This is a genomic window from Collinsella sp. i05-0019-G5, from assembly GCF_042851345.1.
GTDB lineage: Bacteria > Actinomycetota > Coriobacteriia > Coriobacteriales > Coriobacteriaceae > Collinsella.
In genome coordinates this window covers 838,433-864,824 of record NZ_AP031421.1, presented here as the reverse complement: position 1 = coordinate 864,824, position 26,392 = coordinate 838,433, and the positions used below count along the sequence as shown (strand labels likewise).

22 protein-coding genes and 6 tRNA genes are annotated in these 26,392 nt (G+C 58.3%); 2 read left to right on the top strand and 26 right to left on the bottom strand.

The features are described 5' to 3' along the window. The 3 genes from ACGHIZ_RS03840 to ACGHIZ_RS03830 form a co-directional block, all read right to left on the bottom strand. A complete protein-coding gene (locus ACGHIZ_RS03840) occupies nucleotides 1–798 on the bottom strand; it encodes an HAD-IIB family hydrolase (protein ID WP_195232124.1) in 798 nt (265 codons plus the stop codon). A gap of 84 nt (nucleotides 799–882) precedes the next feature. Next, nucleotides 883–1,461, bottom strand: a complete 579-nt coding sequence (locus tag ACGHIZ_RS03835; protein ID WP_195232125.1) for an urease accessory protein UreE — start codon at nucleotides 1,459–1,461, stop codon at nucleotides 883–885. A gap of 3 nt (nucleotides 1,462–1,464) precedes the next feature. After that, entirely contained in the window at nucleotides 1,465–1,893 is a 429-nt protein-coding gene (locus tag ACGHIZ_RS03830; protein WP_117640821.1) for a peptidylprolyl isomerase, read from the bottom strand. Between the two features lie 120 nt (nucleotides 1,894–2,013). Here ACGHIZ_RS03830 and ACGHIZ_RS03825 point away from each other — a divergent pair, with 120 nt between their 5' ends. Both ACGHIZ_RS03825 and ACGHIZ_RS03820 read left to right on the top strand, forming a co-directional pair. Continuing rightward, a complete protein-coding gene (locus tag ACGHIZ_RS03825; RefSeq protein WP_390449257.1) occupies nucleotides 2,014–3,027 on the top strand; it encodes a dipeptidase in 1,014 nt (337 codons plus the stop codon). Nucleotides 3,028–3,101: 74 nt separating this feature from the next. After that, nucleotides 3,102–3,878, top strand: a complete 777-nt coding sequence (locus ACGHIZ_RS03820) for a M48 family metallopeptidase (protein ID WP_195232127.1) — start codon at nucleotides 3,102–3,104, stop codon at nucleotides 3,876–3,878. Nucleotides 3,879–3,884: 6 nt separating this feature from the next. On the opposite strand, the gene folB is transcribed toward ACGHIZ_RS03820, so the two are convergent. The 23 genes from folB to ACGHIZ_RS03705 all read right to left on the bottom strand — a co-directional run bounded on the left by folB (nucleotide 3,885) and on the right by ACGHIZ_RS03705 (nucleotide 26,337). Next, on the bottom strand, nucleotides 3,885–4,370 hold the full coding sequence (gene folB, locus ACGHIZ_RS03815; RefSeq protein WP_022094401.1) for a dihydroneopterin aldolase: 486 nt from the start codon (nucleotides 4,368–4,370) through the stop codon (nucleotides 3,885–3,887). A gap of 43 nt (nucleotides 4,371–4,413) precedes the next feature. Then, nucleotides 4,414–4,995: an HD domain-containing protein gene (locus ACGHIZ_RS03810; protein WP_175406008.1), complete on the bottom strand. Its 582-nt coding sequence runs from the start codon at nucleotides 4,993–4,995 to the stop codon at nucleotides 4,414–4,416. A 1-nt stretch (nucleotide 4,996) separates the two neighbouring features. Next, nucleotides 4,997–5,554 carry a GTP cyclohydrolase I FolE gene (folE, locus tag ACGHIZ_RS03805; protein WP_117766073.1) on the bottom strand — a complete coding sequence of 186 codons (558 nt, stop codon included), beginning with the start codon at nucleotides 5,552–5,554 and terminating at the stop codon, nucleotides 4,997–4,999. A gap of 66 nt (nucleotides 5,555–5,620) precedes the next feature. Beyond that, a complete protein-coding gene (gene nrdG / locus ACGHIZ_RS03800) occupies nucleotides 5,621–6,202 on the bottom strand; it encodes an anaerobic ribonucleoside-triphosphate reductase activating protein (protein WP_390449252.1) in 582 nt (193 codons plus the stop codon). Nucleotides 6,203–6,629: 427 nt separating this feature from the next. Then, complete coding sequence (nrdD, locus tag ACGHIZ_RS03795) at nucleotides 6,630–8,852, bottom strand: anaerobic ribonucleoside-triphosphate reductase (protein WP_118081896.1); 2,223 nt, start codon at nucleotides 8,850–8,852, stop codon at nucleotides 6,630–6,632. A 634-nt stretch (nucleotides 8,853–9,486) separates the two neighbouring features. Beyond that, a tRNA-Val gene (locus ACGHIZ_RS03790) sits at nucleotides 9,487–9,561 on the bottom strand. 3 nt (nucleotides 9,562–9,564) lie between these two features. Next, nucleotides 9,565–9,640: transfer RNA gene (locus tag ACGHIZ_RS03785), tRNA-Gly, on the bottom strand. Between the two features lie 141 nt (nucleotides 9,641–9,781). Further along, nucleotides 9,782–11,515, bottom strand: coding sequence for a glycoside hydrolase family 13 protein (locus ACGHIZ_RS03780; protein ID WP_229028178.1), 1,734 nt, complete (start codon nucleotides 11,513–11,515; stop codon nucleotides 9,782–9,784). 337 nt (nucleotides 11,516–11,852) lie between these two features. Beyond that, a tRNA-Gly gene (locus tag ACGHIZ_RS03775) sits at nucleotides 11,853–11,928 on the bottom strand. A 42-nt stretch (nucleotides 11,929–11,970) separates the two neighbouring features. Then, nucleotides 11,971–12,044 (bottom strand) — tRNA-Cys (locus ACGHIZ_RS03770). A gap of 34 nt (nucleotides 12,045–12,078) precedes the next feature. After that, nucleotides 12,079–12,154 (bottom strand) — tRNA-Gly (locus ACGHIZ_RS03765). A 105-nt stretch (nucleotides 12,155–12,259) separates the two neighbouring features. After that, entirely contained in the window at nucleotides 12,260–13,006 is a 747-nt protein-coding gene (locus ACGHIZ_RS03760) for an anti-sigma factor antagonist (protein WP_195232130.1), read from the bottom strand. A gap of 81 nt (nucleotides 13,007–13,087) precedes the next feature. Next, nucleotides 13,088–15,433, bottom strand: a complete 2,346-nt coding sequence (locus ACGHIZ_RS03755; protein ID WP_390449247.1) for a SpoIIE family protein phosphatase — start codon at nucleotides 15,431–15,433, stop codon at nucleotides 13,088–13,090. A 59-nt stretch (nucleotides 15,434–15,492) separates the two neighbouring features. After that, nucleotides 15,493–15,582: transfer RNA gene (locus ACGHIZ_RS03750), tRNA-Leu, on the bottom strand. Between the two features lie 593 nt (nucleotides 15,583–16,175). Further along, the gene (locus tag ACGHIZ_RS03745) at nucleotides 16,176–17,204 is read right to left on the bottom strand and encodes an ABC transporter ATP-binding protein (protein ID WP_006236139.1); all 1,029 of its coding nucleotides are present in this window, start codon (nucleotides 17,202–17,204) and stop codon (nucleotides 16,176–16,178) included. After that, nucleotides 17,205–18,296 (bottom strand): ABC transporter ATP-binding protein, encoded by a 1,092-nt coding sequence (locus tag ACGHIZ_RS03740; RefSeq protein WP_390449244.1) that lies wholly within the window; start codon nucleotides 18,294–18,296, stop codon nucleotides 17,205–17,207. Between the two features lie 2 nt (nucleotides 18,297–18,298). Further along, nucleotides 18,299–19,234 carry an ABC transporter permease gene (locus tag ACGHIZ_RS03735; protein ID WP_006236141.1) on the bottom strand — a complete coding sequence of 312 codons (936 nt, stop codon included), beginning with the start codon at nucleotides 19,232–19,234 and terminating at the stop codon, nucleotides 18,299–18,301. A gap of 14 nt (nucleotides 19,235–19,248) precedes the next feature. After that, a complete protein-coding gene (locus ACGHIZ_RS03730; protein ID WP_006236142.1) occupies nucleotides 19,249–20,286 on the bottom strand; it encodes an ABC transporter permease in 1,038 nt (345 codons plus the stop codon). Nucleotides 20,287–20,442: 156 nt separating this feature from the next. Next, a complete protein-coding gene (locus ACGHIZ_RS03725) occupies nucleotides 20,443–22,119 on the bottom strand; it encodes an ABC transporter substrate-binding protein (protein WP_040359996.1) in 1,677 nt (558 codons plus the stop codon). Between the two features lie 294 nt (nucleotides 22,120–22,413). Then, nucleotides 22,414–22,668 carry a preprotein translocase subunit SecG gene (gene secG / locus ACGHIZ_RS03720; RefSeq protein ID WP_006236144.1) on the bottom strand — a complete coding sequence of 85 codons (255 nt, stop codon included), beginning with the start codon at nucleotides 22,666–22,668 and terminating at the stop codon, nucleotides 22,414–22,416. A gap of 159 nt (nucleotides 22,669–22,827) precedes the next feature. Continuing rightward, a complete protein-coding gene (gene gpmI, locus ACGHIZ_RS03715; protein ID WP_055251837.1) occupies nucleotides 22,828–24,381 on the bottom strand; it encodes a 2,3-bisphosphoglycerate-independent phosphoglycerate mutase in 1,554 nt (517 codons plus the stop codon). 5 nt (nucleotides 24,382–24,386) lie between these two features. Next, entirely contained in the window at nucleotides 24,387–25,154 is a 768-nt protein-coding gene (gene tpiA / locus ACGHIZ_RS03710) for a triose-phosphate isomerase (RefSeq protein WP_271743380.1), read from the bottom strand. Continuing rightward, nucleotides 25,147–26,337, bottom strand: coding sequence for a phosphoglycerate kinase (locus ACGHIZ_RS03705; protein ID WP_006236149.1), 1,191 nt, complete (start codon nucleotides 26,335–26,337; stop codon nucleotides 25,147–25,149). The genes tpiA and ACGHIZ_RS03705 overlap by 8 nt, the downstream gene beginning before the upstream one ends. Between the last annotated feature and the right edge of the window lie 55 nt (nucleotides 26,338–26,392).

The window sequence follows — 26,392 nt, the reverse complement described above, 5'->3', positions numbered from 1 at the left end:
CTACTCGGCAAGTAGACGACGCAGTTCTTCTTCGACCGTGCGCACGTAGCGGACGCGGTCGTTGATGCCACGCATAGAGGGGTTGCAGCTCTCCATCAGATAGGGATGGCCCACGACGTTGAGCATGTCGCGGTCGTTTTCGTTATCGCCAAACGCCATCATCTCATCGGGCGAAATACCCAGGGCACGACCGTAGTCGGCAAGCGCGGAGCCCTTGCCCGAACCGAAACCGATAAAGTCCGTCCATTCGGTTCCCGACGTCATCACGTCAACACGGTCGCTAAAGAGGCGCTCGAAATACTCCAGGGCCGCCGGCTGATCCACCTCGGGCGTCTGGAAGGCGATCTTAATGACGTCCTCGTCGATGTCCTCGGGGCGGTCGACCACCGCCACATCGCAGTGGACCTCATAGCGCAAATGGTCGACGAACGCATCGTTGCCGCTCATGGTGTAGAGGTGTCCCTCACACGAAAGGGTCACGTCGGCATGGGGATACGCAACCACGGCATTCGCGATATCCATAGCAAGACTACGCTCCATGGAGCGCTTGACAACGGCACGCCCCTCGCTCATCACCAGGGCTCCGTTCTCGCATACATAGGCGAGCTCATCGGCCACCGGGGTAAACAGATAGCGCAAGCTCGCATATTGACGACCGCTCGCCGGCATAAACACGATACCGCGACGATGCAGTTCATCGATGAGCTCAAAGGCCTCGGAACGCGGCTCGCGCTCCCCCCGATGCAGCAACGTGCCGTCCAAATCGCATGCAATCAGCTTGATTCCCTCAAGACCCATATGCTTTCCCCCCAAAGCACCTCATCAACAGTAAGACGGACTTTGAATAGCTGCCTCTCAAAGTCCGTCTTACTCATACGCACGTTAACCGCGCGCCTTTTTTACAATCGTAAAGTCGGGAGCCATACTCACAACGGCATCCGCCGCACTCGACGCAAAGCGCCGGTCCGCATCGAGTTCACGGGTAACCACCGAGAGCCAAACGCCCTCGACGCCCCGGAGCATGCGGCCCAAAACAGGCTGCACCGGCGTATACATGCGCACGGTATACTCGTCCGAATCGCCTCGGAAAAGCGGCGCGTGCATATTGCCGATCTCCCAGCACGCATGCGCGAGCGCAATCGGGTCCATGCGGTCGACTTCGACCAAATAAACCTCGGCACTGCGCAGGCGCACGACAACCGCCACGGGCACCATGCCCGAACGGTCGATGGCGAGCACATCGCCATCGGCAAGGCGATCGCCATCGGCAGCGCCCAGCCGAATATCGACCGTACGCCCCAGCTCCGTCACGCCCACAAATGTGCGGGCATCGGCCTGGTCCCAATCGAGTAGTAGCTCATCGACCTCAAAGACACCGCCCAGCTCCCGGCGAAGCAAAAGCTCATAGGACGGGTCGTTGAGATTTCCGAGACACGCTGTCGAAACCAGATTCACAGGCATAGCCTAGTCCTCGACCTCGACGAGCTCGATATCAAAGTTGAGGTCCTTGCCGGCAAGCTCGTGGTTGGCATCGAGCGTCACGGCCTCGGGCGTTACGTCGATGACGACGGCGGGGACGGGCATGCCGCTCGGCGTGGACAGGAAGAGCTTCATGCCCTTCTCGATCTGCTCGATGTTGGGAACCTGCTCGGCCGGGAAGGTAATAACCATCTCGGGATTGTGCTCGCCGTAGGCATCGGCAGCAGGAATGTGCACGGTCTTCTTCTCGCCCACCTGCATGTCGACAACAGCGGCGTCGAAGCCCTTGATCATCTGACCGGCGCCGCAGGTGAACTCCAGCGGCTCGCCGCGATCGTAGGAGCTATCGAACTGCGTGCCGTCGTCGAGCGTGCCGCGATAATGAGTCTTGACCTTCTTGCCCTGGTTGGACATGGTAACCTCCGTGATAAGGGCGGCGCACAACGCGGGCCGCCGTGAACATATGGCGCTAACTATACCCTAGTCATACAATTCAATGACAGTTTGCAAAGAAACGCTGCAACCGGAGGAACCATGGCATATCCCGTATTTGACCTACACTGCGACACCGCCGACCGCATCGGCTGGGCCACGCTCGATCTCGACCTGCGCTTTACCGCCGGCACCGACGGTTATTTCCCCGGCGACGAAACGCATCCGCAAGATTTCGACCTCATCGAGGGCAACGCCTGCGCCATCTCGCTCGCAAAGATCGGCAACACGCCATGGGCACAGTGCTTCGCCACGTTTGTCCCCGATGAGATTCCCACCGCCCACGCCGCGCGCTTCCAGGCGCAGATCATGGCGCATATGAGCGGCCAGGCAATGCTCAACCACGACCGCATGGTCAACGTACGCAGCGCGGCAGACATTCGCCCCGCGCTCAAAGACGGCAAGGTCGCCTGCATCCACACCATCGAAAACGCCACGTTCTTTGCCGAGGACCCCGCGTTGATCGAGGTGCTCAAGAGCTTGGGCGTACTCATGTCATCGCTCAGCTGGAATGCGCAGGGACCGCTCGCGAGCGGACACGATACCCACGCCGGCCTCACCGCCGCCGGCATCGAGGCACTTACGCAGATGGAGCACGCCGGCATGGTGCTTGACGTCTCCCACCTCAACGATGAGTGCTTTGACGAGGTTGTCGCCCACGCCACACGTCCCTTCGTCGCCAGCCACTCCAACTCCCGTGCGGTTTGCGGCGTCAAACGCAACCTTACCGACGACCAGTTCCGCACCATTCGCGACATGGGCGGTATCGTCGGCCTCAACTACTGCAGCGAGTTCCTTTCCAACGACGCAGCCGACAAGACCGCCGCAGACGTCACCTTCGACCAGCTGGCGGCACATATCGAGCACTGGCTCGACCTGGGCGGCGAGGACGTCATCGCGCTCGGCGGCGACTGGGACGGTGCCACGGTGCCCGCCTTCCTCTCCGATGCCAGCAAGATGCCCGAGTTCCAGAACATGCTCTCCAAGCACTTTGGCAAGACCGTGATGCAGAAGCTCTGCAGCGATAATGCCCTTGCCTTCTTCGAGCGTTATTAATTTCACATCCCCTGAGCGAGCCGGCATGCCGAACGGTCGACATGCCGGCCCGTCCCCAATCTGAAGGACCGCTTTTGACGCAGCAGTTTACGATTTCCGTATCCCGACCGGATGGGACGCCCATCCCCGTCGTCGTTACCAAAAAGTGCGTCAAGAACTTCAACCTACGCGTCACATCGAGCGGCGAGGTTCACGCCAGCGCACCACTTGGCGCCAGCCGCGAGCGTATTGAAGCGTTTGTGAAGCGCAACAGCGCCTGGATTATCAGCCGACGTGCCCAGCGCGAGCAACGTCAGGCGACGGCGCGAGAGCCGCTCAGTCCCTCGTCCATCATTGCACTTTGGGGCAAGCCCATCACGGTACAGGACGCACTCGACCACAACTTTGCATCACCCGCACCGCGGCCCAAGCAGGCTACCTTCGCAAGTTTTATGGGTACCGACGAGCCAAACGGACGTCCGCAGGCCAAGTGGAACGCGACCCTCGACGGCTTAACGCCCAGTGAGATCCAAGCCCATATTGACCAGCTCTATACGTCCGAGGTCACATCGGCACTGCGCGATATGGTGCACGCATACGAAATCGCAATGGGTGTCGCCGTATCCCGCGTTTCCGTACGCAGCATGAAAACGCGTTGGGGATCATGCACGCCCAAGACCGGAGCCATTCGCATCGCACGCGAACTTGCCGCCTATCCCATCGAATGCCTCGACATGGTTGTCGCCCACGAGCTCGTCCACTTGCTCGAGCCAAGCCACAACCAGCGGTTCCACGTCCTGCTCGACACATACTGCCCCAACAATAGAGCACTTTCTCAGCGACTCAAGCAGCCACCCATAGAGACGTATTAGAACCGGTTAGCGCACACGCTCGATCTCGACACCGCAGCTTGCCAGGGGAAGACCGACGGGCGCCCAAGGCTTATCGAGCTTAACGCGCACGCCAAGCAGCAGGGGGTAACGACGTAGCAGCATCTGGGCCACGCCCTCGGCTGCAGCCTCGATGAGCTTAAACGTATGCTCGCGCAGATAGCCATCGACATCGTGGCATACCGAGCCGTAGTCAATCGAGGCGTCCAGGTTATCGTGCTCCCCCGCTGCACGCAGGTCGGCATAGAGCACCAGGGACACGATGAACTTCTGGCCCAGCGCGTTCTCTTCGGGATATACGCCGTGGTTAGCAAAAACCTCAAGACCTTCAACGGTGATGCGGTCGGCATGGCGCAGATCGTCATAGCTCACGTGGGGTACCGCCGTTGCGGTGGATATTTCGCCCCTTCCACGGCGGGCGAGCTCGGCACCTTCAGTCTTGGTTGCATTCTCGGGCAGTTTCTTATTGCTCATCGCGATCGTCTCCTTCGTTTAGAACCCCGACCGCGCAAACTAACTACACGCGAATCGACAGGTTCTTTTTATCATCGCTCCAGTTGCAAGCATTGCGCGCGGGGCATGCAAAGCAGGCGCGCGACGCTTTATCGGCCGCATAGAGCAGACGCTCAAGCGGTTGGCTGTTCACGCGCAGCTTTCGATGGCCCAGAATGGCCGTCTTAATGGCTGCGGCATCGGCCGGCTCAAACGCCACATCATCGGGCATGCCGCCGAGAATCGCATCAGCGACGCGTTCGCTTGCAACATCATGGGATATACCCGATTCATACTGTTCATCTTTGCCGATATCGTGAAGAAGTGCCGTGGCGTAGATGACCTCGCGGTCAAATTCGAGCTGTTCCTCGAGATTCTTGATCCACATAATGCGAGCGACATCGAGCAGATGGTCAATACCGTGGCGGCAGAAGATGCGCCCCGATTCCAACTGCGCAATGTTGCCCAGGTGCCGCCGAAACAGCCCGTTGGCACAAATGTAATCAATGCGAGGCATGGCATCAAAGGGGGCCAGGCCCGAAGCCATGAAGCCGCGACGCGGCGTCCCCTCATCGGTCTTCGATGTAAAGTCGTTGACGACCCTCATGCTAACGGCCCAGCATCCTAAAGAACCGCTCCTCGAGCGCGGGATCGGTCTCAAAGACGCCGCGGCGAGCGAGCGTCACGGTCTTGGTGCCAGGCTTTTGCACGCCGCGCATGGTCATGCACATATGCTCAGCCTCCATGAGCACAATCGCTCCCTGGGGAGCGAGATACTCCATGAGGGCATCGGCAACCTGTGCACACAGCTGCTCCTGCAGCTGCAGTCGACGGGCATAGACCTCAACCGTGCGAGCAAGCTTAGACAGACCCGCCACGCGACCGTTAGGGATATAGCCGATCGCAGCCTTACCATAAAACGGCAGTAGATGGTGCTCGCACAGCGAGTAAAACGTAATGTCGCGCTCGATAACTAAATCGTTCGAAGCGACGGCAAAAGTTTTGGACAGGTGCTCCTCAGCGCTCTGGTCCATGCCGCCGGCAATCTCGCCATACATACGGGCGACGCGTGCCGGCGTCTCCAGCAGGCCCTCACGAGTTGGGTCCTCGCCTATGCCCTCAAGCAACAGCTTTATGGCGGTCTCAACTTTTTCCTGATCGACCATCTGGGCCTCACTCTTCCGATTTTGCGTTCGGGCTATGGTACCACGCCCTCCGGCATCGGCCACAAGCTACATAGTATGGGTCGAATAGACCGGATCGTCTCGCCAAAGCTCCACAGCATCGCACAGCGCAACGCCCTCACGCGCGGCACGAGCGCGCGTGGTGTTCATGTCGATCACCCGCTGATTACTCGAACCCCTAAAACGCAAGGAGATATCGTGCAGGTCTTGAACGAACGGGCCGTCCACCAACATATCGAGGCAGGCAAGGATACGGTCCGTCACTTCGGTATGATGACGGCCGCCCGGCATAAGCTCCTCGAGCACGTCGCCAGTAAAGCACCAAATGGTCTTCCCCGACTCCACAGGATAGGCCGCACGCACGCGTTCGATAAAGTCAACGAGACCCGCCTGATTCTCGGGTTCCATAGGCTCCCCGCCCAGAATCGTCAGGCCATCGATAAAGGGATGGTCGAGACTCTCGATAATCTTGTCCTCGACGGCGCGATCGAACGGCTCACCCGCAGCAAAGTCCCACGCAACAGAGTTAAAGCAGTTCTTGCACCCACGACGGCACCCACTCACAAACAGAGAAGTACGGACGCCTTCCCCATCAGCAATATCGAAATACTTAATGTTCGCGTAGTTCATAGGTAACTCTCCCGGGAGGCCGGGACATATCATCCCGTCCTCAAACATTCTCGGCCTTCGGCCTGCGAAACTGCGGGCGGGACGATATGTCCCGGCCTCATGCAAAGGGTAACTCAATGAACGAAGCGAACATTGAGTATAGGGTTCGCGGTCCAATAAATACTCAGCTGCAGCTCAACCGCCATTGCAAGCAGATCGTCATTGCAGCTCAACTCATTTCCGCTAAGAACTTCGAGAAGCGAGCAGACCGCATGCTGCATCTCAGCTACGTCAACTTGGCTGAGCCGAGAGGGCCGCTTGGGCTTTTGCTCGATATGAGTTCCGCACGCAAAGAAGGCCACTTAATGTGGCCTTCGTCTTGCGCAGGACTGTCCGAAATAGCGAGCAAATGCCCAAGCGGCCCTCTCGGCTCAGCCCCGGAGCGGTATTAGAGATGCAGCACGCGGTCGCGGATCTCCTCGGTTCGACCCTGGTTCCAGAATTGAGTACCGATGTAGCCGCACGTACGACGGGCGACATTCATCTTCTCCTGATCGCGGTTGCCGCAGTTGGGGCACTCCCACACCAGCTTGCCGTCATCCTCGACAATCTTGATCTCGCCGTCATAGCCGCACACCTGGCAGTAATCGCTCTTGGTGTTGAGCTCGGCATACATGATGTTGTCGTAGATGTACTGCATCACGCGAATGACAGCCTTAAGGTTGTCCTGCATGTTGGGAACCTCGACGTAGGAGATGGCACCGCCCGGCGAAAGCTGCTGGAACATGCCCTCAAACTTGAGCTTATCGAAAGCATCAATCTCCTCGGACACATGGACGTGGTAGCTGTTGGTAATGTAGCCCTTGTCCGTCACACCCGGAATAATGCCAAAACGGCGCTGCAGGCACTTGGCGAACTTGTAGGTCGTCGACTCAAGCGGGGTGCCGTACAGTGAGAAGTCGATATCGCTTTCGGCCTTCCACTCGGCGCATTTGTCGTTCATGTGCTGCATGACGGCCATGGCAAACGGCGTGCCTTCCTTCTCGGTGTGGCTGTGGCCCGTCATGTACTTGACGCACTCATACAGACCGGCATACCCCAGGCTGATGGTGGAATAGCCGCCCACGAGCAGTTTGTCGATCGTCTCGCCCTTCTTAAGGCGCGCCAGGGCGCCGTACTGCCACAGAATCGGTGCGGCATCCGAAAGCGTGCCCATCAGGCGCTCATGACGGCACAGCAGGGCACGATGGCACAGCTCAAGGCGCTCGTCGAAGATCTTCCAGAACTTGTCCATGTCCTGATGCGAGCTCAGTGCGACATCGGGCAGGTTGATGGTCACAACACCCTGGTTAAAGCGGCCATAGTACTTAGGTTTGGTCGGGTCATAGTTCAGCGCGTTGGCAACATTGTTAAAGCCGTTGCCCGAACGGTCGGGCGTCAGGAAGCTGCGGCAACCCATGCAGGTGTAGCAATCGCCATTGCCGGCGGTCTCACCCTTAGACAGCTTGAGCTCACGCATCTTCTTCTCAGAGATGTAGTCGGGCACCATGCGCTTGGCGGTGCACTTGGCAGCCAGCTGGGTCAGGTAGAAGTACGGGGAATTCTCGTGAACGTTATCGTCCTCGAGCACGTAGATAAGCTTGGGGAATGCCGGGGTAATCCACACGCCAGCCTCGTTCTTAACGCCCTCGTAGCGCTGGCGAAGCGTCTCCTCCACGATCATGGCAAGGTCGTGCTTCTCCTGAGGCGTACGGGCCTCGTTGAGATACATAAAGACCGTCACGAACGGCGCCTGGCCATTCGTGGTCATAAGGGTCACGACCTGATACTGAATCGTCTGGACGCCGCGACGGATCTCATCGCGCAGGCGATCCTCAACGACCTCGCGAACCTTCTCGGCAGATGCCGAAACACCGAGCTCCTCAAGCTCGCGAGCGACCTCGCCGCGAATCTTCTGACGGCTCACCTCGACAAACGGAGCCAGGTGGGTCAGCGAAATCGACTGGCCGCCATACTGGGAAGAGGCGACCTGGGCGATAATCTGCGTCGCGATATTGCAAGCAGTCGAGAAGCTGTGCGGCTTCTCGATCAGCGTGCCCGAGATAACGGTGCCGTTCTGGAGCATATCCTCCAGGTTCACCAGGTCACAGTTATGCATGTGCTGGGCAAAGTAGTCCGAATCGTGGAAGTGAATCAGGCCCTCGTTGTGGGCATCCACGATCTCCTGGGGCAGCAGCACGCGCTGCGTCAGGTCCTTGGAAATCTCGCCGGCCATGTAGTCGCGCTGAACGGAGTTGACGGTCGGGTTCTTGTTGGAGTTCTCCTGCTTGACCTCTTCGTTATTGCACTCAATCAGCGACAGGATCTTGTCATCGGTCGTGTTCTTTTGGCGCTTCAGGCTCTGAACATAGCGGTAGATGATGTAGTGGCGAGCGACCTCGTAGCAGTCGAGACGCATAATCTCGTCCTCGACCAGATCCTGGATCTCCTCGACCGATACGGTGTGGCCGGCCTTCTCACATGCCTCGGCGACGTTTTGCGCCGCATAGATCACCTGGCGGTCGGTAAGGCGAGAGCCTTCCTCGACCTCCAAGTTTGCGGCGCGGATCGCATTGACGATCTTATCGATGTCAAAGGTAACCTCGGTGCCGCTGCGCTTGATGATCTTCATCCTCTTGCCTCTTTCGCATCGTAGCCTCATTGCGCTTCAGGGCCAAACGATGCCCGGCAGGGTTTGCCCCTGTCTTGCGGCGCCGTCACGCAATCTGTGTTCTCGATAACCATAGGCCCTCATGCGGACAATCCTCGCAGCCGATCAAGGGGCTCAAAGATCCATCCAAATGGGGCGAATAAGGTTCTCGCTCTCTGTCCGCCATCTATCATACGACAAAGAGGCATCTATATCCTGTATTCTTTTTTTAGTTCAAACACAACATATAGTGTTTCAGCAGGTCAAAGCAATTGGTCAATTTGCAGACGCATTATAAATGAAAGCCTCTTGGCAGACTGCTAAAACGTTATCAACCCAACTACCTGCACAGCAGTTTTGAAACCCCCTCAACCGTGCCGCCGCCAAATAGCACCAAAACCAAGCCGCTCACGCCAAAAGAATCCAAAAGATTATGCTTGACCAACATGTTGCGGTCATGATGGGCCAGGACACATGCAATCTGCCGGCACCCCTACGGGATGCGAAGACCATCGCGTAGGGACCTTGGATCAATATTTGATGACTTATTTGGCGGCGCGCTTGGTGGCAAAAAACAAAACAGCCCAGAGGACATAGCCTCTGAGCTGCGAACATTTGGTGGGCGTTAGAAGATTTGAACTTCTGACCTCTTCCGTGTCAGGGAAGCGCTCTCCCCCTGAGCTAAACGCCCAAATGGAGCGGACAACGGGGCTCGAACCCGCGACCCCAACCTTGGCAAGGTTGTGCTCTACCAACTGAGCCATGTCCGCTTACGAGGATTAATCTTACGTGATGCCCGCATCCTATGCAAGAACTTTTTTTGAAAAGTTTTGCGACGCCCTCGCGAACCTCGCGAAGACATCAGCCACCACGGAAGGCGCAGGCAAACGCAAACTCGCCGCAAGAGGCCCTTACATCTCACCGAGCATGATCCAGGCAGAGCTGTCCTGCGCGAGTCTGCCGTCTGCAAGCGCTGATGAGGTGAGCAGGACCCTGCCCGCCGGCAGCTCCACGGGTGCTGCACCGAAGTTCGTCACGCACGCCCAGCCGTTATCGCGGCGATAGGCGATGACGCCGCCCTCAGCGCCCTCGGCACCATCCGCAAGACCGGTGCGCCCGTCAAGATCGAGCCACGCAAGATCGTTGGCGCACCCGCGCAGCTTGCGCCGCAGCCAGAGGGCGTCACGATAGAGCGCAAGCATCGATGTCGGGTCCGTTTCTTCCCTATCGGCAGCATAATCGGAAAACCATGCAGGCTGCGGCAGATGGGGTGCCGCATCAGCGTCCGCCGGCGAAAACCCAAACGATCCGCCCTGCGCGGGATCGTCCGCCGCTACCCACGGCAGGGGCACACGACAGCCGTCGCGCCCCTTCTCGCGCTTCGGTCCGCGCGTATTGGTTGCACTGGGATCTTCGAGTGCAGTCCACGGGATATCAGCCACCTCAAAAAGACCGAGCTCCTCACCCTGATACACGTATGCCGAGCCCGGAAGCGCCAGTTCAAGCAAAAGGGCCGCCCGCGCGCGGCGCTCGCCGAGTTCACGGTCCTCGTCATAAGACGACCCGTCGCGTAAGAGCCAGTCGAGCGCAATCTGGTGGTAGCGCGTCGCCTTGATTTGCGGCAGGGCATAGCGCGTCGCCACGCGCGGCACGTCGTGGTTGGAGAGTACCCAGGTCGAGGCGGAATCGGATTCGATAGCCGCCTTCAAGCCCTCCTCGATTGCAGCGTGCATGTCATCATAGGTCCAAGTGGCCTTGGCAAACTCAAAGTTGAATGTCTGGCCAAGCTCGCTGGGACGCGCATAGAGATACTGGCGCTCAGGCAGCACCCACGCCTCGGCAACGGCGCTGCGCGGCGGATTATAGCGGTCGAACACGCGGCGCCACTCGCGATAGATCTCGTGGACCTCGTTGCGGTCCCACAGCGGATGGGTGCCGTCGTCAACCATGTCATCGCCCTCGGCGAGATGCCACCGGTCGAGGTCATCGCGGTCGAGATCCTTGGCGAGACCGTGCGCCACATCGATGCGAAAGCCATCGACGCCTCGATCGCTCCAAAACGCCAGGACGTCGCAAAAGAACGCGTGAACCTCGGGGCATGACCAGTCAAAGTCCGGCTGCTCGGGCGTAAACATGTGCAGATACCATTGACCGTCCGCAACACGCGTCCAGGCGGGGCCGCCAAAGTTGGCATTCCAATTGGTGGGAGGCAGCTCGCCATGCTCGCCGCGACCATCGCGGAAGATATAACGGGCGCGCTCGGGCGATCCGGGGCCGGCGGCAAGAGCGGCTTTGAACCAGGGGTGCTGGTTGGATGAATGGTTGGGCACGATATCGACGATGACCTTGATGCCGCGCGCGTGAGCCGCAGCGATCATGTCATCGAAGTCGTCAAGCGAGCCGAGACGTGGGTCGACATCGCAGTAGTCCGCCACATCATAGCCGCCATCGACAAGAGGCGAAGGGTAAAACGGGCTCAGCCAGATGGCCTCGATGCCCAGCCGCTCAAGATAGTCCATCTGCTGGGTAATGCCCGCGATATCGCCCAGACCCGAACCGGTCGAATCCTTAAACGAACGCGGGTAGATCTGATAGATCGCGGCATCGGACATCCATGAGCGCGAAGAGGACTTTTCTGCAGCCATGGGGTGAGCCTCCCTTGCAACGAGGTTTTGCGAGATGCCCACGATGATACGCCCAAAGCTGTCATTCGAGGCAAACAACGCCACAGCCACACCCCAAAACGCTCGCTCCCTCTCGGGCTCGAGCCTCCTGGGACGAATCGATCGATTAGTGAAAAGAACGGAAGACTCACTCCCCCGGCCACAACAGCGAGCGGGCTCCGGGTGCCCCAGGTTGCCGCGAAAGAGGAGGGAAGCGTACTTTATGTACGCGACCGACGATTGAGGGGGCAAGATGGGGTGCCCGGGGCTCGCGCAGCGTCAACAAAAAACGCGGTTCGTTAGAACCGCGTAAGATAGTTGGAGCGGACAACGGGGCTCGAACCCGCGACCCCAACCTTGGCAAGGTTGTGCTCTACCAACTGAGCCATGTCCGCATATGTAAAACAAAACGGGCGCCGGAGCGCCCGGATGTTGCCTGGAGGCGAAGCCCGGATTCGAACCGGGGGTAAAGGCTTTGCAGGCCTCTGCCTTACCACTTGGCCACTTCGCCGAAAAAGGACCGCCTAAACGGTCCGGAAATGCAATGGAGCGGACAACGGGGCTCGAACCCGCGACCCCAACCTTGGCAAGGTTGTGCTCTACCAACTGAGCCATGTCCGCTTGCGGGTTATTAATTTACGCGAGTTATCCAAAAGACGCAAGTACTTTTTTCAAAAAAGTTGCCGGCCGCGTGTTCTTGGTGGCTAAACGCGCTAAAGCGATTGGCTAGGCACGCGATTCCAGTGCTCCGCTAAATAGCTTCACCATCTGCACGCGCGTGCCGGTGCCGTCTGTGCGACGAGCAACCTCCACGTTATCGACGAGCATACGCATAAGCTTGATACCACGGCCGCGTTCCTCAGATGCGACCGGTTCGCTCGCTCCATCGATAGAATAGCCGGCACCCCGATCAAGCACCTCAACCACGACGCGATCGCCATAGGCCTGAACCGTCAGGACGCACCCGATACCGCCCGCATGGTCATAGGCATTACCCAGCGCCTCCCCCGACGCCAACGCGACATCGTAGCGCTCGTCGCGGCGCAACGGAAGCGATTCAAGGAGTTCGGCGATGCGATGTCGATAGTATGGAAGATTCTCGATACCCTGTCGGACCTCGACGCTCTTGCTCCATCGTGGCAACTCTCCCACCGGAATAGCGGGAATCGACTCACGCGCCGGACCCGCAACATGAAGGATGTCGACAAGTCGGGCAATCTCCAAAAAGCGAACGACCTCATCGGAGGCGTTAACGAGCGAAAGCAGGCCCTCTCGCCTCATGAGCTCTCTGGCACGTGTAAGCAAAAACGCCAAACCCGTCGAGTCGATAAAGCCCACGGCCTGGCAATTGATGACAACGCGACGCACGCCCCGGTCGATCAGATTATCCAACCGTGGACGCAGCACGGACACCGAGGCGATGTCGACATCACCCGGTGGCGTCAAAACCGCTATGTCATTCCACTCATTCATACGACCATGGTTCCCCAAAAGAGCTCGCTCGATGCATACATATCTGCAGCTGCGCAGATTTTGCCCGTCAAGTATCGCGGTCTACGATCGACCCCGTAAAAACTCAAGGGAAACCAGCGCAATGTCATCGTCCAGCGCCGACTCGGTAAAGCGGTCAAGCTCTCCCAAGACCTTACCGCAGATTCCCGATACACCCTCACCCGAGACAGAGAGCAAAAGGTCACGAAGGCGCTGCTCGCCAAAGAAAGCACCCGAGCGATCACGTGCTTCGATTGCTCCGTCGGTATACATGAATAGCATGTCACCAGGAGCGAACGTAAACACGCCTGTCTCGTACACCATGCTCTCAAAGGCACCGATCACGCCCGATTGGCACCCAAGGAGCTCCACTTCTCCCCCTCGGGTTTCTCCGCCGCCAAGCGGCGTCGACGACGGTCTAATGACCATAGTGGGAGGATGTCCCGCAGAGCAGTAGGTAGCGCGACCCGCTTTAAGATCAATCTTGGCGATAAACGCCGTCACGAACGTCTCGACCCTCGAAAAGCCCATGAGCATGCTATTGAGCGAGCGGGCCATACGGGCGGGCCCAGCACCCTCCCAGGCATAGGCCGTCAGCGCCGTCTTGACGAGCGCTGACATCGACGCCGCCTCGATTCCTTTGCCGGATACATCGCCCAAAATCATAACGGCGCAATCGTCGGGAAGACGGACAAGAGTATAGAAGTCGCCGCCAACCAACGCCGAATTCGTTGCCGAAAGGTATACCGAATCGGTCGCGATACCCGGAACGTCACCAAGCGAATTTCTCATGCCAATCTGGAGGGTCTGAGCGATATGGCGCTCCTCGCGCTTTTGAGATTCGCCCTCGTAGATCAGTTCAAAGTCATGCGCCAAGTGCACCAAGTAGTCATATTCAAGGTCATCAATCGGCTCTTGACTACCGTCACGAAGCAGAAGCGCGCGCGTCGTCGGGCCTTTCGCAACAGAAGCAGGAACGATCGCGTCGTTGCTGTGTTTGCCATCACCCTCAGAGCGCGGGCGCCCCGCCTCGATGCCGGTGTCGACGTAGAGACCCTGGCAAGGCAGACCATGCGCCCTAAGCCAGCCTCCCATAGGCATCGATTCGTCAACGCGAGTTATACGGACGTGTTTAAGATCCTCGGCACTCGTGCCGCCCAAAACAGACGCCTCAAAGCCATCAGAGCCAACCCCCAAACGTGCCGCTGGCGCCGTCGTGGAAAAGAAAAGTTTCTCGGGATCGTCCGGCAAAGCAACGCGACTGCCGCCTTCAAAATCTATGACATAGGAGCCCAGACTGGCGTCATACTCAACAGGGCAAAAATGACAGTTGAGCATATTGCAAATCTCGGACGATATAGCCTGGGTAGCCGCGGCGGAATCGTCTAGAAAGGTAAACAACTCATCACGTAAGACATTGAGCGAGCGGCCAAGCTCGGCCGTGCGACGAGAGCGAAGGCTCGATGCCATGCCGACCAGCTGGATAGACAGGTAATCGCAAATGACCTCGAGTACATTAACGTCATAGGCGAGCGGTGCCTGAGGGCGCTTCCAACCAACTTCCAGCACGCCAAGGATCTGCGTACCGTAAAAAACGGGAAGACAGATCTCGCTGCGGTACGGAGGCATATCCTGCACGCGCAACAGGTGCTTAGAACGATTGTCCAGGTCCATGAACATACCGGAGGCAGCCCTATCACCCTCAAGGTCCTGTTGAATCGACAAGCGACAGGCACGCGACTCGCGAAGAACATACGTCGGAATGCCAGCGCCATACGGCAAAAACTCGGGCAGGTAGCTGTCGTTCAGCTCCTTGGAGACACCGCGAAGCTTAAAACCGCCGCTCTCAGAAAAATAGATAGCGGCACCCGAAGCATCGAGCGTTCCTACAAGCTGGTTCAAAACGATATCTAACAAACTGGGCAGCTCATCGGAGCCCACCGTGCTCATAATGACCGACAATGTACCCGAGAGACGCTTATTCGCCACCCTAAGCTCCGAAAGCGCACGCTTGAGCTGACGGTCGTGCGAATACTGTTCTTCGATGCTATGGAGTGCCACCAGAACGCGCGGCGCACGGCGGCCAAAGATTCGAGGCGGCGTAACCGAGCCGGCACAAACCAGGACGGGAATAAACGATCCGTCACTTAACTTGAGCATCAACTCGCTCTTTGTTCCATTGGTCTCAAAAGGAAGCCGATGCTCTGTCGCGCGTTCAAAAGCCGACGAGTACAAGAGGTCTTTAACGTCCCCGTTGATCACATCGGAACGCTCCTCGCACATCAAGTCGAGCAAGCGATTATTTACATGCAAAATGGTTCCGTCGAGCTCGCAGATAATGACAGCATCGCTCGTGATCTCGACCAATTGGGCAACGTCCGCCCACTCATTGCGCTCAAGCGTTTCCATCGTGAACCTCACCGTCTATCGGTAACAAAAAAGCCTCCGAAGAGGCTTCTCAAATGCGATGGTGTCGGAGGCGGGACTTGAACCCGCATGACCAAAAAGCGGTCACTAGCACCTCAAGCTAGCGCGTCTGCCAATTCCGCCACTCCGACATGCTATGTTGTTGATTCGCGGTTCGCTTTGTTGAACCCGCGCGTTCAACGAGGAAGATAATAACCTATGTTTCGAGAACTGCGCAAGCACTTTTTTGAAAAAAGTTTACGAATTTGTAAATGCACTGGTAGACGCTTATGTTCGGGCCGGAACGGGGTCGGCTTCCCAACGCGTCCTCGGGCATGCGGTACATTTTGATTCGCGCTTCGCGCTACAAAATGTACCGCCCCCTGCGGAATGCGTTGGGAAGCCGACCCCGTTCCGGCCCTACGTCCACGTACTCCAGGCACCGTTCTCAAACATGTTTTGAGGGCTGATGCAAATTTAGTGGCTCTGCTTTGCCGAGCCCTTATATGGGGAGGCCGGAGCCAAGGCTCCGGCCTCACACAATTCCCTATCAGATTAAGCGAGCGATCAGGGAATCGCACTCCCCTTGCCGAGTTAACGTAGGGCCCGCCCTGGTGTTACTTTTCAGAACACTCCGCAGGACGCAAGAAACCCCCGCCGCACGAAGTGCGCAGCGGGGGTTTCTTGCATGTCCGAGGACGTTCTGAAAAGTAACAACAGGGCGGGCCCGGACGAGAACAAACAACTACAGGTCGATGTGCGATTCCTTGATCGGGAACGGCTCCGCGAAGTGACAGGCGCAGCAGTGACCCGGTGCAACTTCCTTAAACTCGGGGAGCTTCTCGGAGCAGATACCCTGCGCGATCGGGCAACGCGTGTGGAAACGGCAGCCGGTCGGCGGATCCAGCGGCGACGGCGGATCGCCAGCGAGGATGATGCGCTTGCGGGTCTTCTGGATATCAGGATCGGGAACCGGCACGGCAGACAGCAGCGACTGCGTGTACGGATGGTGAGGCTCGCTATAGAGCGTCTTCCAGTCCGAAACCTCGACCATCTTACCCAGATACATAACGGCAACGCGATCGGAGATGTGCTGTACGACGGACAGGTCGTGTGCGATAAACAGATACGCGGTACCGAACTTGTCCTGCAGTTCCTTGAGCAGGTTCAGAACCTGGGCCTGAATGGACACATCCAGAGCGGATACCGGCTCGTCACAGATAATCAGCTTGGGCTTCAGCGCAAAAGCGCGGGCAATACCGACACGCTGACGCTGGCCGCCCGAGAACTCATGCGGATAGCGGTTGATGTGCTCGGGGTTCAGTCCAACGACGTCGAGAAGCTCACGGACGCGCTCAATGCGCTCCTCCTTGGTACCCACACCATGAATGGTCATGGGCTCGGAGACAATCTCACCGATGGTCATACGAGGGTTGAGCGAAGCATAAGGATCCTGGAAGATAAACTGCATCTCACGACGCATGTCCTTGATCTCATGCTTGCTCATCTCGGCAACATCTTTGCCCTGGAAGAACACCTTGCCGGCGGTCGGCTTGGTCAGACGCATGATAGTGCGGCCCGTGGTGGATTTACCGCAACCAGACTCGCCAACCAGACCAAAGGTCTCGCCAGGATAAATCTCAAAAGAGATGTCGTTTACAGCAGAGACGACGCGCTTGGAAAAACGCTTGGCGAACATGCCGGACTCTGCGGGAAACTCCTTGGAGAGGTGCTCGACCTTCAGCAGTGGAGTGCGCTCGTTATTGTCTGCCATTTACGCCTCGCCTCCCTTCTTGGAATCCTTGCGCGTACGGGACGTCTCAGGAGCGTTCTTGAGGAACTCGGGGTCACCGGAATAGTGGCACGCAGAATAGTGACCGGACTCGGTGACAACGCGCTCAGGGCTCTGCTTGCGGCACTTGTCCGTCGCGTAGGGGCAACGAGGAGAGAAGACGCAGCCCTCAGGCAGGTTCATGAGCGAAGGCGGGTTGCCGTGAATCGGCGTCAGCGGCTTCTTCTCTTCGATTGCCTGCTCCGGGATGGAGCGGATAAGACCCCAGGTGTAGGGGTGGCGGCTCTCGTAGAAGATTTCCTCAGCAGTACCGAACTCAACGGGGCGGCCGGCGTACATAACCATGATCTTATCGGCCATATCGGCGACAACACCCAGGTCATGGGTAATCATGATGATGGCGTTGCCGTTCTTCTCCTGCATCTCCTGCATGAGCTCGATAATCTGAGCCTGGATGGTAACGTCCAGGGCAGTCGTGGGCTCGTCGGCAATCAGAATATCGGGATCGCAGGCAAGGGCCATGGCAATCATGACTCGCTGACGCATACCGCCAGAGAACTGGTGCGGATACTCATTGACGCGCTTCTCGGGCTCGGGGATACCCACGAGGTCCAAAAGCTCGGTGGCACGCTTGAGCGCCTCCTGCTTGGAGTAGCCACGGTGCAGACGAAGACCCTCGCCCACCTGCCTGCCGATCTTATAGACCGGGTTCAAGGAGGTCATAGGATCCTGGAAGATCATCGCGATATCGTTGCCGCGAATGTGCTGCATCTCTTCCTCGGTCATTTCGAGGATGGAGCGGCCGCGATAGCGAACGTCACCGCCCTCGATCTTTCCCGGAGGCATCGAGATGAGGCCCATGATGGTCATGGCGGTCACGGACTTACCGGAGCCGGACTCACCGACGACGCCCAGGGTTTCGCCGCGATCGAGCGTGTAGGAGACACCGTCGACAGCGCGAACAACGCCATCCTCGGTGTGGAAATACATCTTAAGGTCATCGACCTCGAGCAGATGCTGGCCCTCAGGAACCGGCTGATCCTTCAGGTCCACATAGTTCTTGTTCTTCTTCATCCTTATGCGTCCTTCATCTTGACGTCGAGGGCGTCGCGCAGACCGTCACCCAGCAGGGTGAAGGCGAGCACCGTCGAGAGAATTGCCAGACCGGGCATGATCATCATCCAGGGAGCGGTCAGAAGATACTGCTGACCGTCCTGAATCATGGAGCCCCACGAAGGCGTAGGCGGAATAACGCCCATGCCGAGGAAGGACAGAGCGGACTCGGTCAGAATGGCGCCACCAATGTTCATGGTCGCGTAGACCACGATGGAGGCGACGGAGTTCGGGAAGATGTGACGCACGACGATACGAGCATCAGATGCACCCATCGCGCGCGCTGCATCAACATAGTCGTTTTCCTTGACCGTCAAGATTGCAGAGCGGAAGACGCGCGCAATCGAAGGCCAGCCAAGAATGCCGATGGCGATAAAGACGTTCTGAAGACCACGGCCGATAACGGCGATCATGGCGACAACGAACAGCACGTACGGGAACGCCAGGAAGATGTCCGCACAGCGCATGATGATCGTATCCCAAATGCCGCCGTAGAAACCGGCCAGGGCGCCCATGACCAGGCCGATCAATGTGGAGATGGCGGTGGCCATGATACCGACAGAAAGCGAAACGCGTGCACCGTAGATAACGCGGACGAGAATGTCGCGACCGAGGGCATCGGTGCCAAACGGGTGCTCGGCACACGGAGCCAGTAGCGATGTCTCGGCCATGGTGGTCGAATCGGAAGCCGTCGGCGAACCGAGCCAGGGCTTAGCCCACAGATCTGCGGTCAGGGCAACCACAACGACGATGATGATCCAGCAGACACCGATAACGGCGAGCTTGTTCTTACGAAGACGCTTAAAAGCGTCGCCCCACAGCGTGCGGGACTTGGCGGGAGCAGATGCGACCTTGGTGGCGGTAGCCTGCTCCTGAGACTGAGAATCAGTTTCCTGCATGAGACGTACCTCCCTTAGGCCTTATCCGACGGACCGCCAAGGCGGATGCGCGGGTCGAGGAATGCATAGCTAATGTCGACGAGCAGGTTGATCACCATGACGACGACAACGATGAGCGTAACGCCGCCCATAACGATGGGCCAGTCACGCATGCTAATGGCGCGATAGACCTCATAGCCGATACCGGGCCAGTTGAAGACCGTCTCGGTCAGGATGGCGCCCGAAAGCATGCCGCCAAAGTCGACACCAATATAGGTAACGACGGGGATGAGTGCATTCTTAAGCGCATGCTTGACGATGATCGCACGATTGGAGAGACCCTTGGCCTTTGCCGTACGGATGTAATCCTGGTTCATGACGTCAAGCAGCTGCGAGCGCATAATGCGCGCAGCATAAGCGGTCGAAACCGAAGCCAGCGTAATGGTCGGAAGCACATAGTGCATCCAATCCTGATACTGAGAGCTGGAACCGCCGGCACCCGAGATCGGCATGGAGATTGCACCGCCCGTGGCGTCCTTGAGGATGACGCCAAAGAACAGCTGCAGCAACATACCGAGCCAGAAGGCCGGGACCGCAACGAGGATCGACGTGGTGAGCGTTACCAAAATATCCCAGAAGGAATAACGCTTTACCGCCGAAATGATACCCGCACCGATACCCATAATTGCCTCGAGCACGATGGCGCACGCGGCAAGTTTGACCGTATACGGATACTTCTGGGCAAAGATTTCCGTAACCGGCAGCTTGCGCTGATACGAATTGCCCAGATCGCCATGAAGCAGGCCGTTCATGTAATACAAGTAACGGTCCACGAGCGACGTTTGAACGGGGTCGCCGTTCTCGTCAAGGATCGCGTTGCCGTCATCGTCCGTCTGGACCAGGTGATAGCGAACGCGAAGCTGAAGCTCCACCTCGGGGGACAGAGCCTTGTCTCCACCGATCAGCTTGATCGGATCTCCCGGCACGATATTCTGGAGGGCGAACAGAATCAGCGTAACGCCCAAAAACACCGGGATGAACTGAAGCACACGTTTAACGATGTACTTACCCATACCACTCCCCTATCTAGGGATTAACCTAAATGGGATGCCGATCGCCAGACCGGCATCCCAAAATTACCATCAGCCAGTTTACCCCAGGTTAGGGAGAACTGTATGTTTCCCATGAGGTCTACGTAAATACTTGACCCTCACGGAAGCTGCAAACTCTTAGGCGAGCTCAGCGGTACCCAGATCGGCGTGCTTCTGCGGATCGACATAGAGGTGCTTAATGCGATCGGAGCCGGCGATGGTGTGCGTGTAGAACATAATCGGGATGACCGGGCAGTCGGCAGCGACCATTGCGTCGGCCTCCTGCATCTTAGCGACGCGCTCCTCGTCGTCAACAATAGTACGAGCCTCGTCGACCTTGGCGTCGAACTCGGGGTTGTTGTAACCGGAGCGGTTGTCGCCACCGAGGGAGTCGGAGTGGAACAGCGGATACAGGAAGTTGTCCATGATCGGGTAGTCGGCAATCCAACCCAGACGACCGAACTGATAGTTAAAGTTCTGATACTGCTCGAGCAGGGCAGACCACTCAGGGGTATCGGAGACAGCGGTAACGCCAACCTTGGCGAGGTCACCGATGATGGACTCCATGATCTCCTTGTGACCGCCGTCCTGGTTGTAGGACAGGGTCACGCTAATGCCACGATCCCCGTTAGCGCCAGCGGGAGCAACCTTGTCGAGATACTCGTTAGCCTTGTCGACATCGTAGGCGCAGAACTCCCATGCGCCCTCCTTGTAGCCATCGATGCCCGGAGGAACAATGCCGTCGGCAGGAGTACGGGTACCCTTGAAGATGGTCTTGCAGATGGCCTCACGGTTGATGGCCAGGGAGATACCCCTGCGCAGGTCGGCGTTGCTGAACGGCTCGGCCGTGGTGTTGCAGGTCAGATAGTACGTGGAAGGCTCGGCGCCGAGCAGCATGCGCTCGCCGTCACCCATGGTGTAGCCGTCCTTGGACACGCCGCGATCCTTCTTGGCGGCGTCGATCTGAGCGACGGGAACGTCGCAGACATCGAGGTTACCGGCCTGGAACTCCTTGTAGGCGGTCTCCATGTCCTTGATGACCTGGAAGTGGATGCCATCGATCTTGGCCTTGTCGCCATAGTAATCGTCGAACTTCTTGACGTTGATCTCCTGGCCATCCTCCCACTTGCCGTCCATCATGAACGGGCCGTTACCGACCGGGGCGAGGTAGAAGCTCTTGACATCGGACTCGGCGCACTCGGGAACCGGGGCCAGAGCCGGGTGAGAGGCGACGAAGGGGAAGTCGGCGTAAGCGGAAGCCAGCTTGACGACGAGGGTCTCATCGTCGGGGCAGGTAACACCGCTGAGCTCGGTAGCGTTACCGGCAAGCAGATCGTCATAGCCCTCGACCATGGAAAGGTGATAGGAGACCTCGGAAGGGCCGTACTCGGTAGCGACAGCCGACTTGGTGTTGACCAGACGCTCCCAACCGAGCTTGAAGGACTTGGAGGTAACGTCGTCACCGTTGTGGAACTTGGCCTTCTTGATCTTGAAGGTGAACTCGGTGGCGTCGTCGTTGGCCTCGAAGGACTCGCAAGCCAGCGGAACGATCTCGCCCTTCTCGGCGTCATAAGAGGTCAGAGCATCAAAGAGCTGGTACTCGACCTGAGTGCCCTGGTCCTCCTGGACATTGTAGGGGTCGATGCAGACCGGGTTGTTGATGTAGAAGTTCAGCTTCGAACCGGACTCAGAACCGGAAGCGTCGCCGCCCTTCTTGCCGCATGCGGCAAGAAAAGCCATGGAGCTCGCAGCAAGGGTACCGCCGACAAAGGCGCGACGACCCATAACGGGCTGGTGGAACATAGAATCAGCCATGCCATCCTCCTTATGAGATAGGACAAAGAAATGTTCAGTCGGACACATGTCGAGACAATCCGATCCGAACCATCAAAACGCCGCCCGTTGCTATGGCTGGTTATGCACAACGAACCAACGTTTCTCAATACAGTAGCGCATTTTATGCACGATTTGGGGCTAATTCCGGTCAACGGTCGAGAATTTCTTTAGTTGGGCGAAGTATGTGGGGATATTTTGGCTCTGTTACAAATATGTAAACAAAAAGGGTCCCGCACTTGCGGAACCCTTTTCAAGTATTTATGTGGCTCGTGCTTAGTAGCCGACGATACCCTGCGGGAAGAAGAACATGCACAGGACGACACACACGGCAAAAACGACGGCCATAATTACCGTCAGGCGATCGAGGTTCTGCTCCATGACGCCCGTGGCAGAGCTGGAGTTATACAGCGAGCTAGCGATCATATCCGAAACGCCGGTGCCCTTACCAGAGTGCATCAGGACGAGAATCGTCAGCGCCACGGCAGAGACAGCCCAAACGACAAACAGAAGAATCTGAAACGGACCCATAGATAAGCTCCTTAATAGAACAATTCAAACTCCAGTACTGTACCACAACCCCCAGCACTCCCCCATCAGCCATTTGGTGACGAGGTAGAAATAGCGCAAAAAAAGAGGGTTGTCCGGTTGTGGACAACCCCCTTACTAGAAAACGGTATTTGTTTTCTATTAGGCCTCGGTGGCGAGTACGCGACCCGTCATCTCGGCGGAAGGCTCAATACCAGCCATGGTGAGCATGGTCGGAGCGATATCGGAAAGACGGCCGTCCTCGATACCGGTGAGCTGTGCCTTCTCATCAACGATGATGAACGGCACGCGGTTGGTGGTGTGAGCCGTGAACGGATGCTTGGAACCGTCGGAAGCAACGTCAAACATGTGATCGGCGTTGCCGTGATCGGCGGTAATCAGCGCAAAGCCGCCCTTAGCGAGAATCGCCGGGACAACCTTGGACAGGGCATCGTCAACAGCCTCGACGGCCTTAACGGCAGCGTCGAAGACACCGGTGTGACCAACCATGTCGCAGTTTGCGAAGTTCACGATGTAGAAATCAGCGCGATCCTCGTTGATGGCGGCGACAAGCTTCTCGGTAACCTCGGGAGCGCTCATCTCAGGTTGCAGGTCGTAGGTAGCGACCTTGGGAGAAGCGACGAGCACGCGCTCCTCGCCCTCCTTGGGCTCCTCGATGCCGCCGTTGAGGAAGAACGTCACGTGGGCGTACTTCTCGGTCTCGGCGGTGTGCAGCTGCTTCAGGCCATTGGCGGCGATAACGTCGGCCAGAACGTTCTCGGGGAACGTCTTGGGGAAGGCGACCTCGACGTCAAACGTCGGGTCGTACTCGGTCATCGTCACAAAGTGCGAAAGCTTGATCTGCTCGCGCTCAAAGCCATCGAACTCCTTGTCCGTGAACACGCGAGTCATCTGACGAGCGCGGTCGGGACGGAAGTTGAAGAAGATGGCCGCGTCGCCCTCGTGGATGCCCTCGTTGTGGGCAGCGAAGGGCTCGACGAACTCGTCGCCGCGCGGATCCTTCTCGTAGTAGGCCTTGATACCGGCAACAGGGTCGGTATCGGCATCGGATGCGTTGACCATGACATCGTAGGCGCGCTGGATGCGCTCCCAACGGTTGTCGCGGTCCATGGCCCAATAACGGCCCGAGACGGTGGCAACGCGAGCGTCGCAACCGGTCTCCTCGGAGATCTTAGCCAGGAAGGCGCAGAACTCACTCATGTAACCGGCACCGGACTGCGGGTCAACGTCGCGACCATCCATGAAGGCGTGGACGCGAACGGTCTTGACACCGTGCTCGGCAGCCATCTTGACCAGAGCCTCGACGTGGCTCATATGAGAATGAACACCGCCAGGGCTCATAAGGCCCATGAGGTGGAGAGTCTTGCCGTCAGCCTTGACGTCGTCCATAGCCTTGACGAAGACCTCGTTCTTGGCGATGGAGCCGTCCTTGATGGCATTGTTGATGCGCGAAAGCTCCTGGAACACGATGCGGCCGGCACCGATGTTGAGGTGACCCACCTCGGAGTTGCCCATCTGGCCATCGGGAAGACCCACGTCCTCGCCCGAAGCGCCGAGCGTGGTGTGGGGGTACTTCTCGTACAGGCTATCGAGGAAGGGCGTCTTGGCAGCGGCGACGGCGTTCTCGCCATCGGCCGGAGCCAGGCCGCAACCATCCATGATGATCAGGAGTGCAGGAAGATGACGCTGTGCCATATGTCCTACTCGCCTGCCTTGACGACCATAGAGGCGAAGTCGGCAGCCTTGAGCGAAGCGCCGCCCACGAGGGCGCCGTCGACGTCGGGCTTGGCGACGAGCTCGGCGATGTTGCCGGGCTTGGCAGAGCCACCATAGAGAACGCGGATGCCGTCGGCGAGCTCCTCACCGAACATCTCCTTGAGGGTCTCACGGATAGCGCCGCAGACCTCCTGAGCGTCCTCGGCGGTAGCGGTCTTGCCGGTGCCGATGGCCCAGATGGGCTCGTAGGCGACGACGACCTGCTTGGGGCAAGTGATCTCGAGACCCTCGAGACCAGCCTTGACCTGGTTCACGACGTGCTCGACATAGGTGCCGGCCTCGCGGACCTCAAGGGACTCGCCGCAGCAGAAGACAGGAACAAGACCGGCGGCAACGAGGGCCTTGGCCTTCTTGTTCTGATCCTCGTCGGTCTCGTGGAAGTAATCACGACGCTCGGAGTGACCGATGATGCAGTAGGTGCAGCCAGCGGACTTGAGCATGTCGCAAGAAGACTCACCGGTGAAGGCACCCTTGGCCTCCCAGTACACGTTCTGTGCACCGAGGGCGATGGGGGCAGCCTGAATACGGTCATGAACCGTGGTGATGTCGATGGTCGGAGGGCAGACGAGCACCTCGACGCCAGCCGGAACCTCGGGCAGAGCCTGAGCCAGCTCGTCGGCGAGCTTGGCGGCCTCGGCGACGTCGTTGTTCATCTTCCAGTTACCAGCGATAAGAAGGGTGCGATTAGGCATCGAGAAGCGCCTCCACTCCGGGCAGGGCCTTACCCTCGACGAGCTCCATGGAAGCGCCACCACCGGTAGAGATCCAGCTCATCTTGTCGGCCAGGTTGAACTTGTTGACGGCTGCGACAGAGTCGCCACCACCGATGATCGAGGTGCAATCAGCCTCGGCGACAGCCTCGGCGATAGCCTGGGTGCCGTGAGCGAAGTTATCGAACTCGAAGACGCCCATGGGGCCATTCCAGAACACAGTCTTGGCACCCTTGACAGCCTCGGCGTAGAGCTCCTCGGTCTTGGGGCCGATGTCCATACCCTCACGGTCGTCGGGGATAGCGTCGGAAGCGACAACCTCGGGGACAGCATCCTCGCCAAAGTGATCAGCAACGCGGTTGTCGATGGGGAGCAGGATCTTGACGCCCTTCTCCTCGGCCTTCTTGAGCATCTCACCGGCGCGCTCGACCCAGTCCTCTTCCTTGAGGGACTGACCGACGGACAGGCCCTGAGCCAGGAAGAAGGTGTAGGCCATGCCGCCACCGATGATCAGGGTATCAGCGGAGTCGATGAGGTGATCGAGAACGCCGATCTTGGAGGAAACCTTGGAACCGCCGACGATGGCGACGAAGGGGCGCTCGGGCTCGGCGAAGATGCCGGTCAGCGTGTCGACCTCCTTCTCGAGCAGGAAGCCGGCGACGGCAGGCAGGTAAGCGGCGGGGCCCACGACGGAACCCTGGGCGCGGTGTGCGGTGCCGAAGGCATCGAGAACGAAGACGTCACCATAGGAAGCGAGCTTCTTGGCGATCTCGGGATCGTTCTTCTTCTCACGCTTGTCAAAACGGACGTTCTCGAGAACGAGGACCTTGCCCGGCTCGACGGCGGCGACAGCCTCGGCGGCCTTCTCGCCATACGTGTCGGCAACAAAAGCAACGTCAAGGCCAGAGAGCTCAGCGAGCTTCTTGGCGACAGGCTCGAGGGAAAGCTCGGGCTGGAAGCCAGTGCCCTCAGGACGGCCGAGGTGGCTCATGAGGATGACGCGAGCGTTGTGCTCAACGAGGTAGTTGATGGTGGGCAGGGCAGCCTTGATACGGGTGGTGTCGCCAACGACGCCATCCTTGATAGGCACGTTGAAGTCAACGCGGACGAGAACGCGCTTGCCGTCGACATCGATGTCGCGGACGGTCTTCTTGGTAAAGGCCATGTTTGCTTCTACCTTTCGTACGTGTCTGCCTCCCATTACGGCAGACGATTTCCTA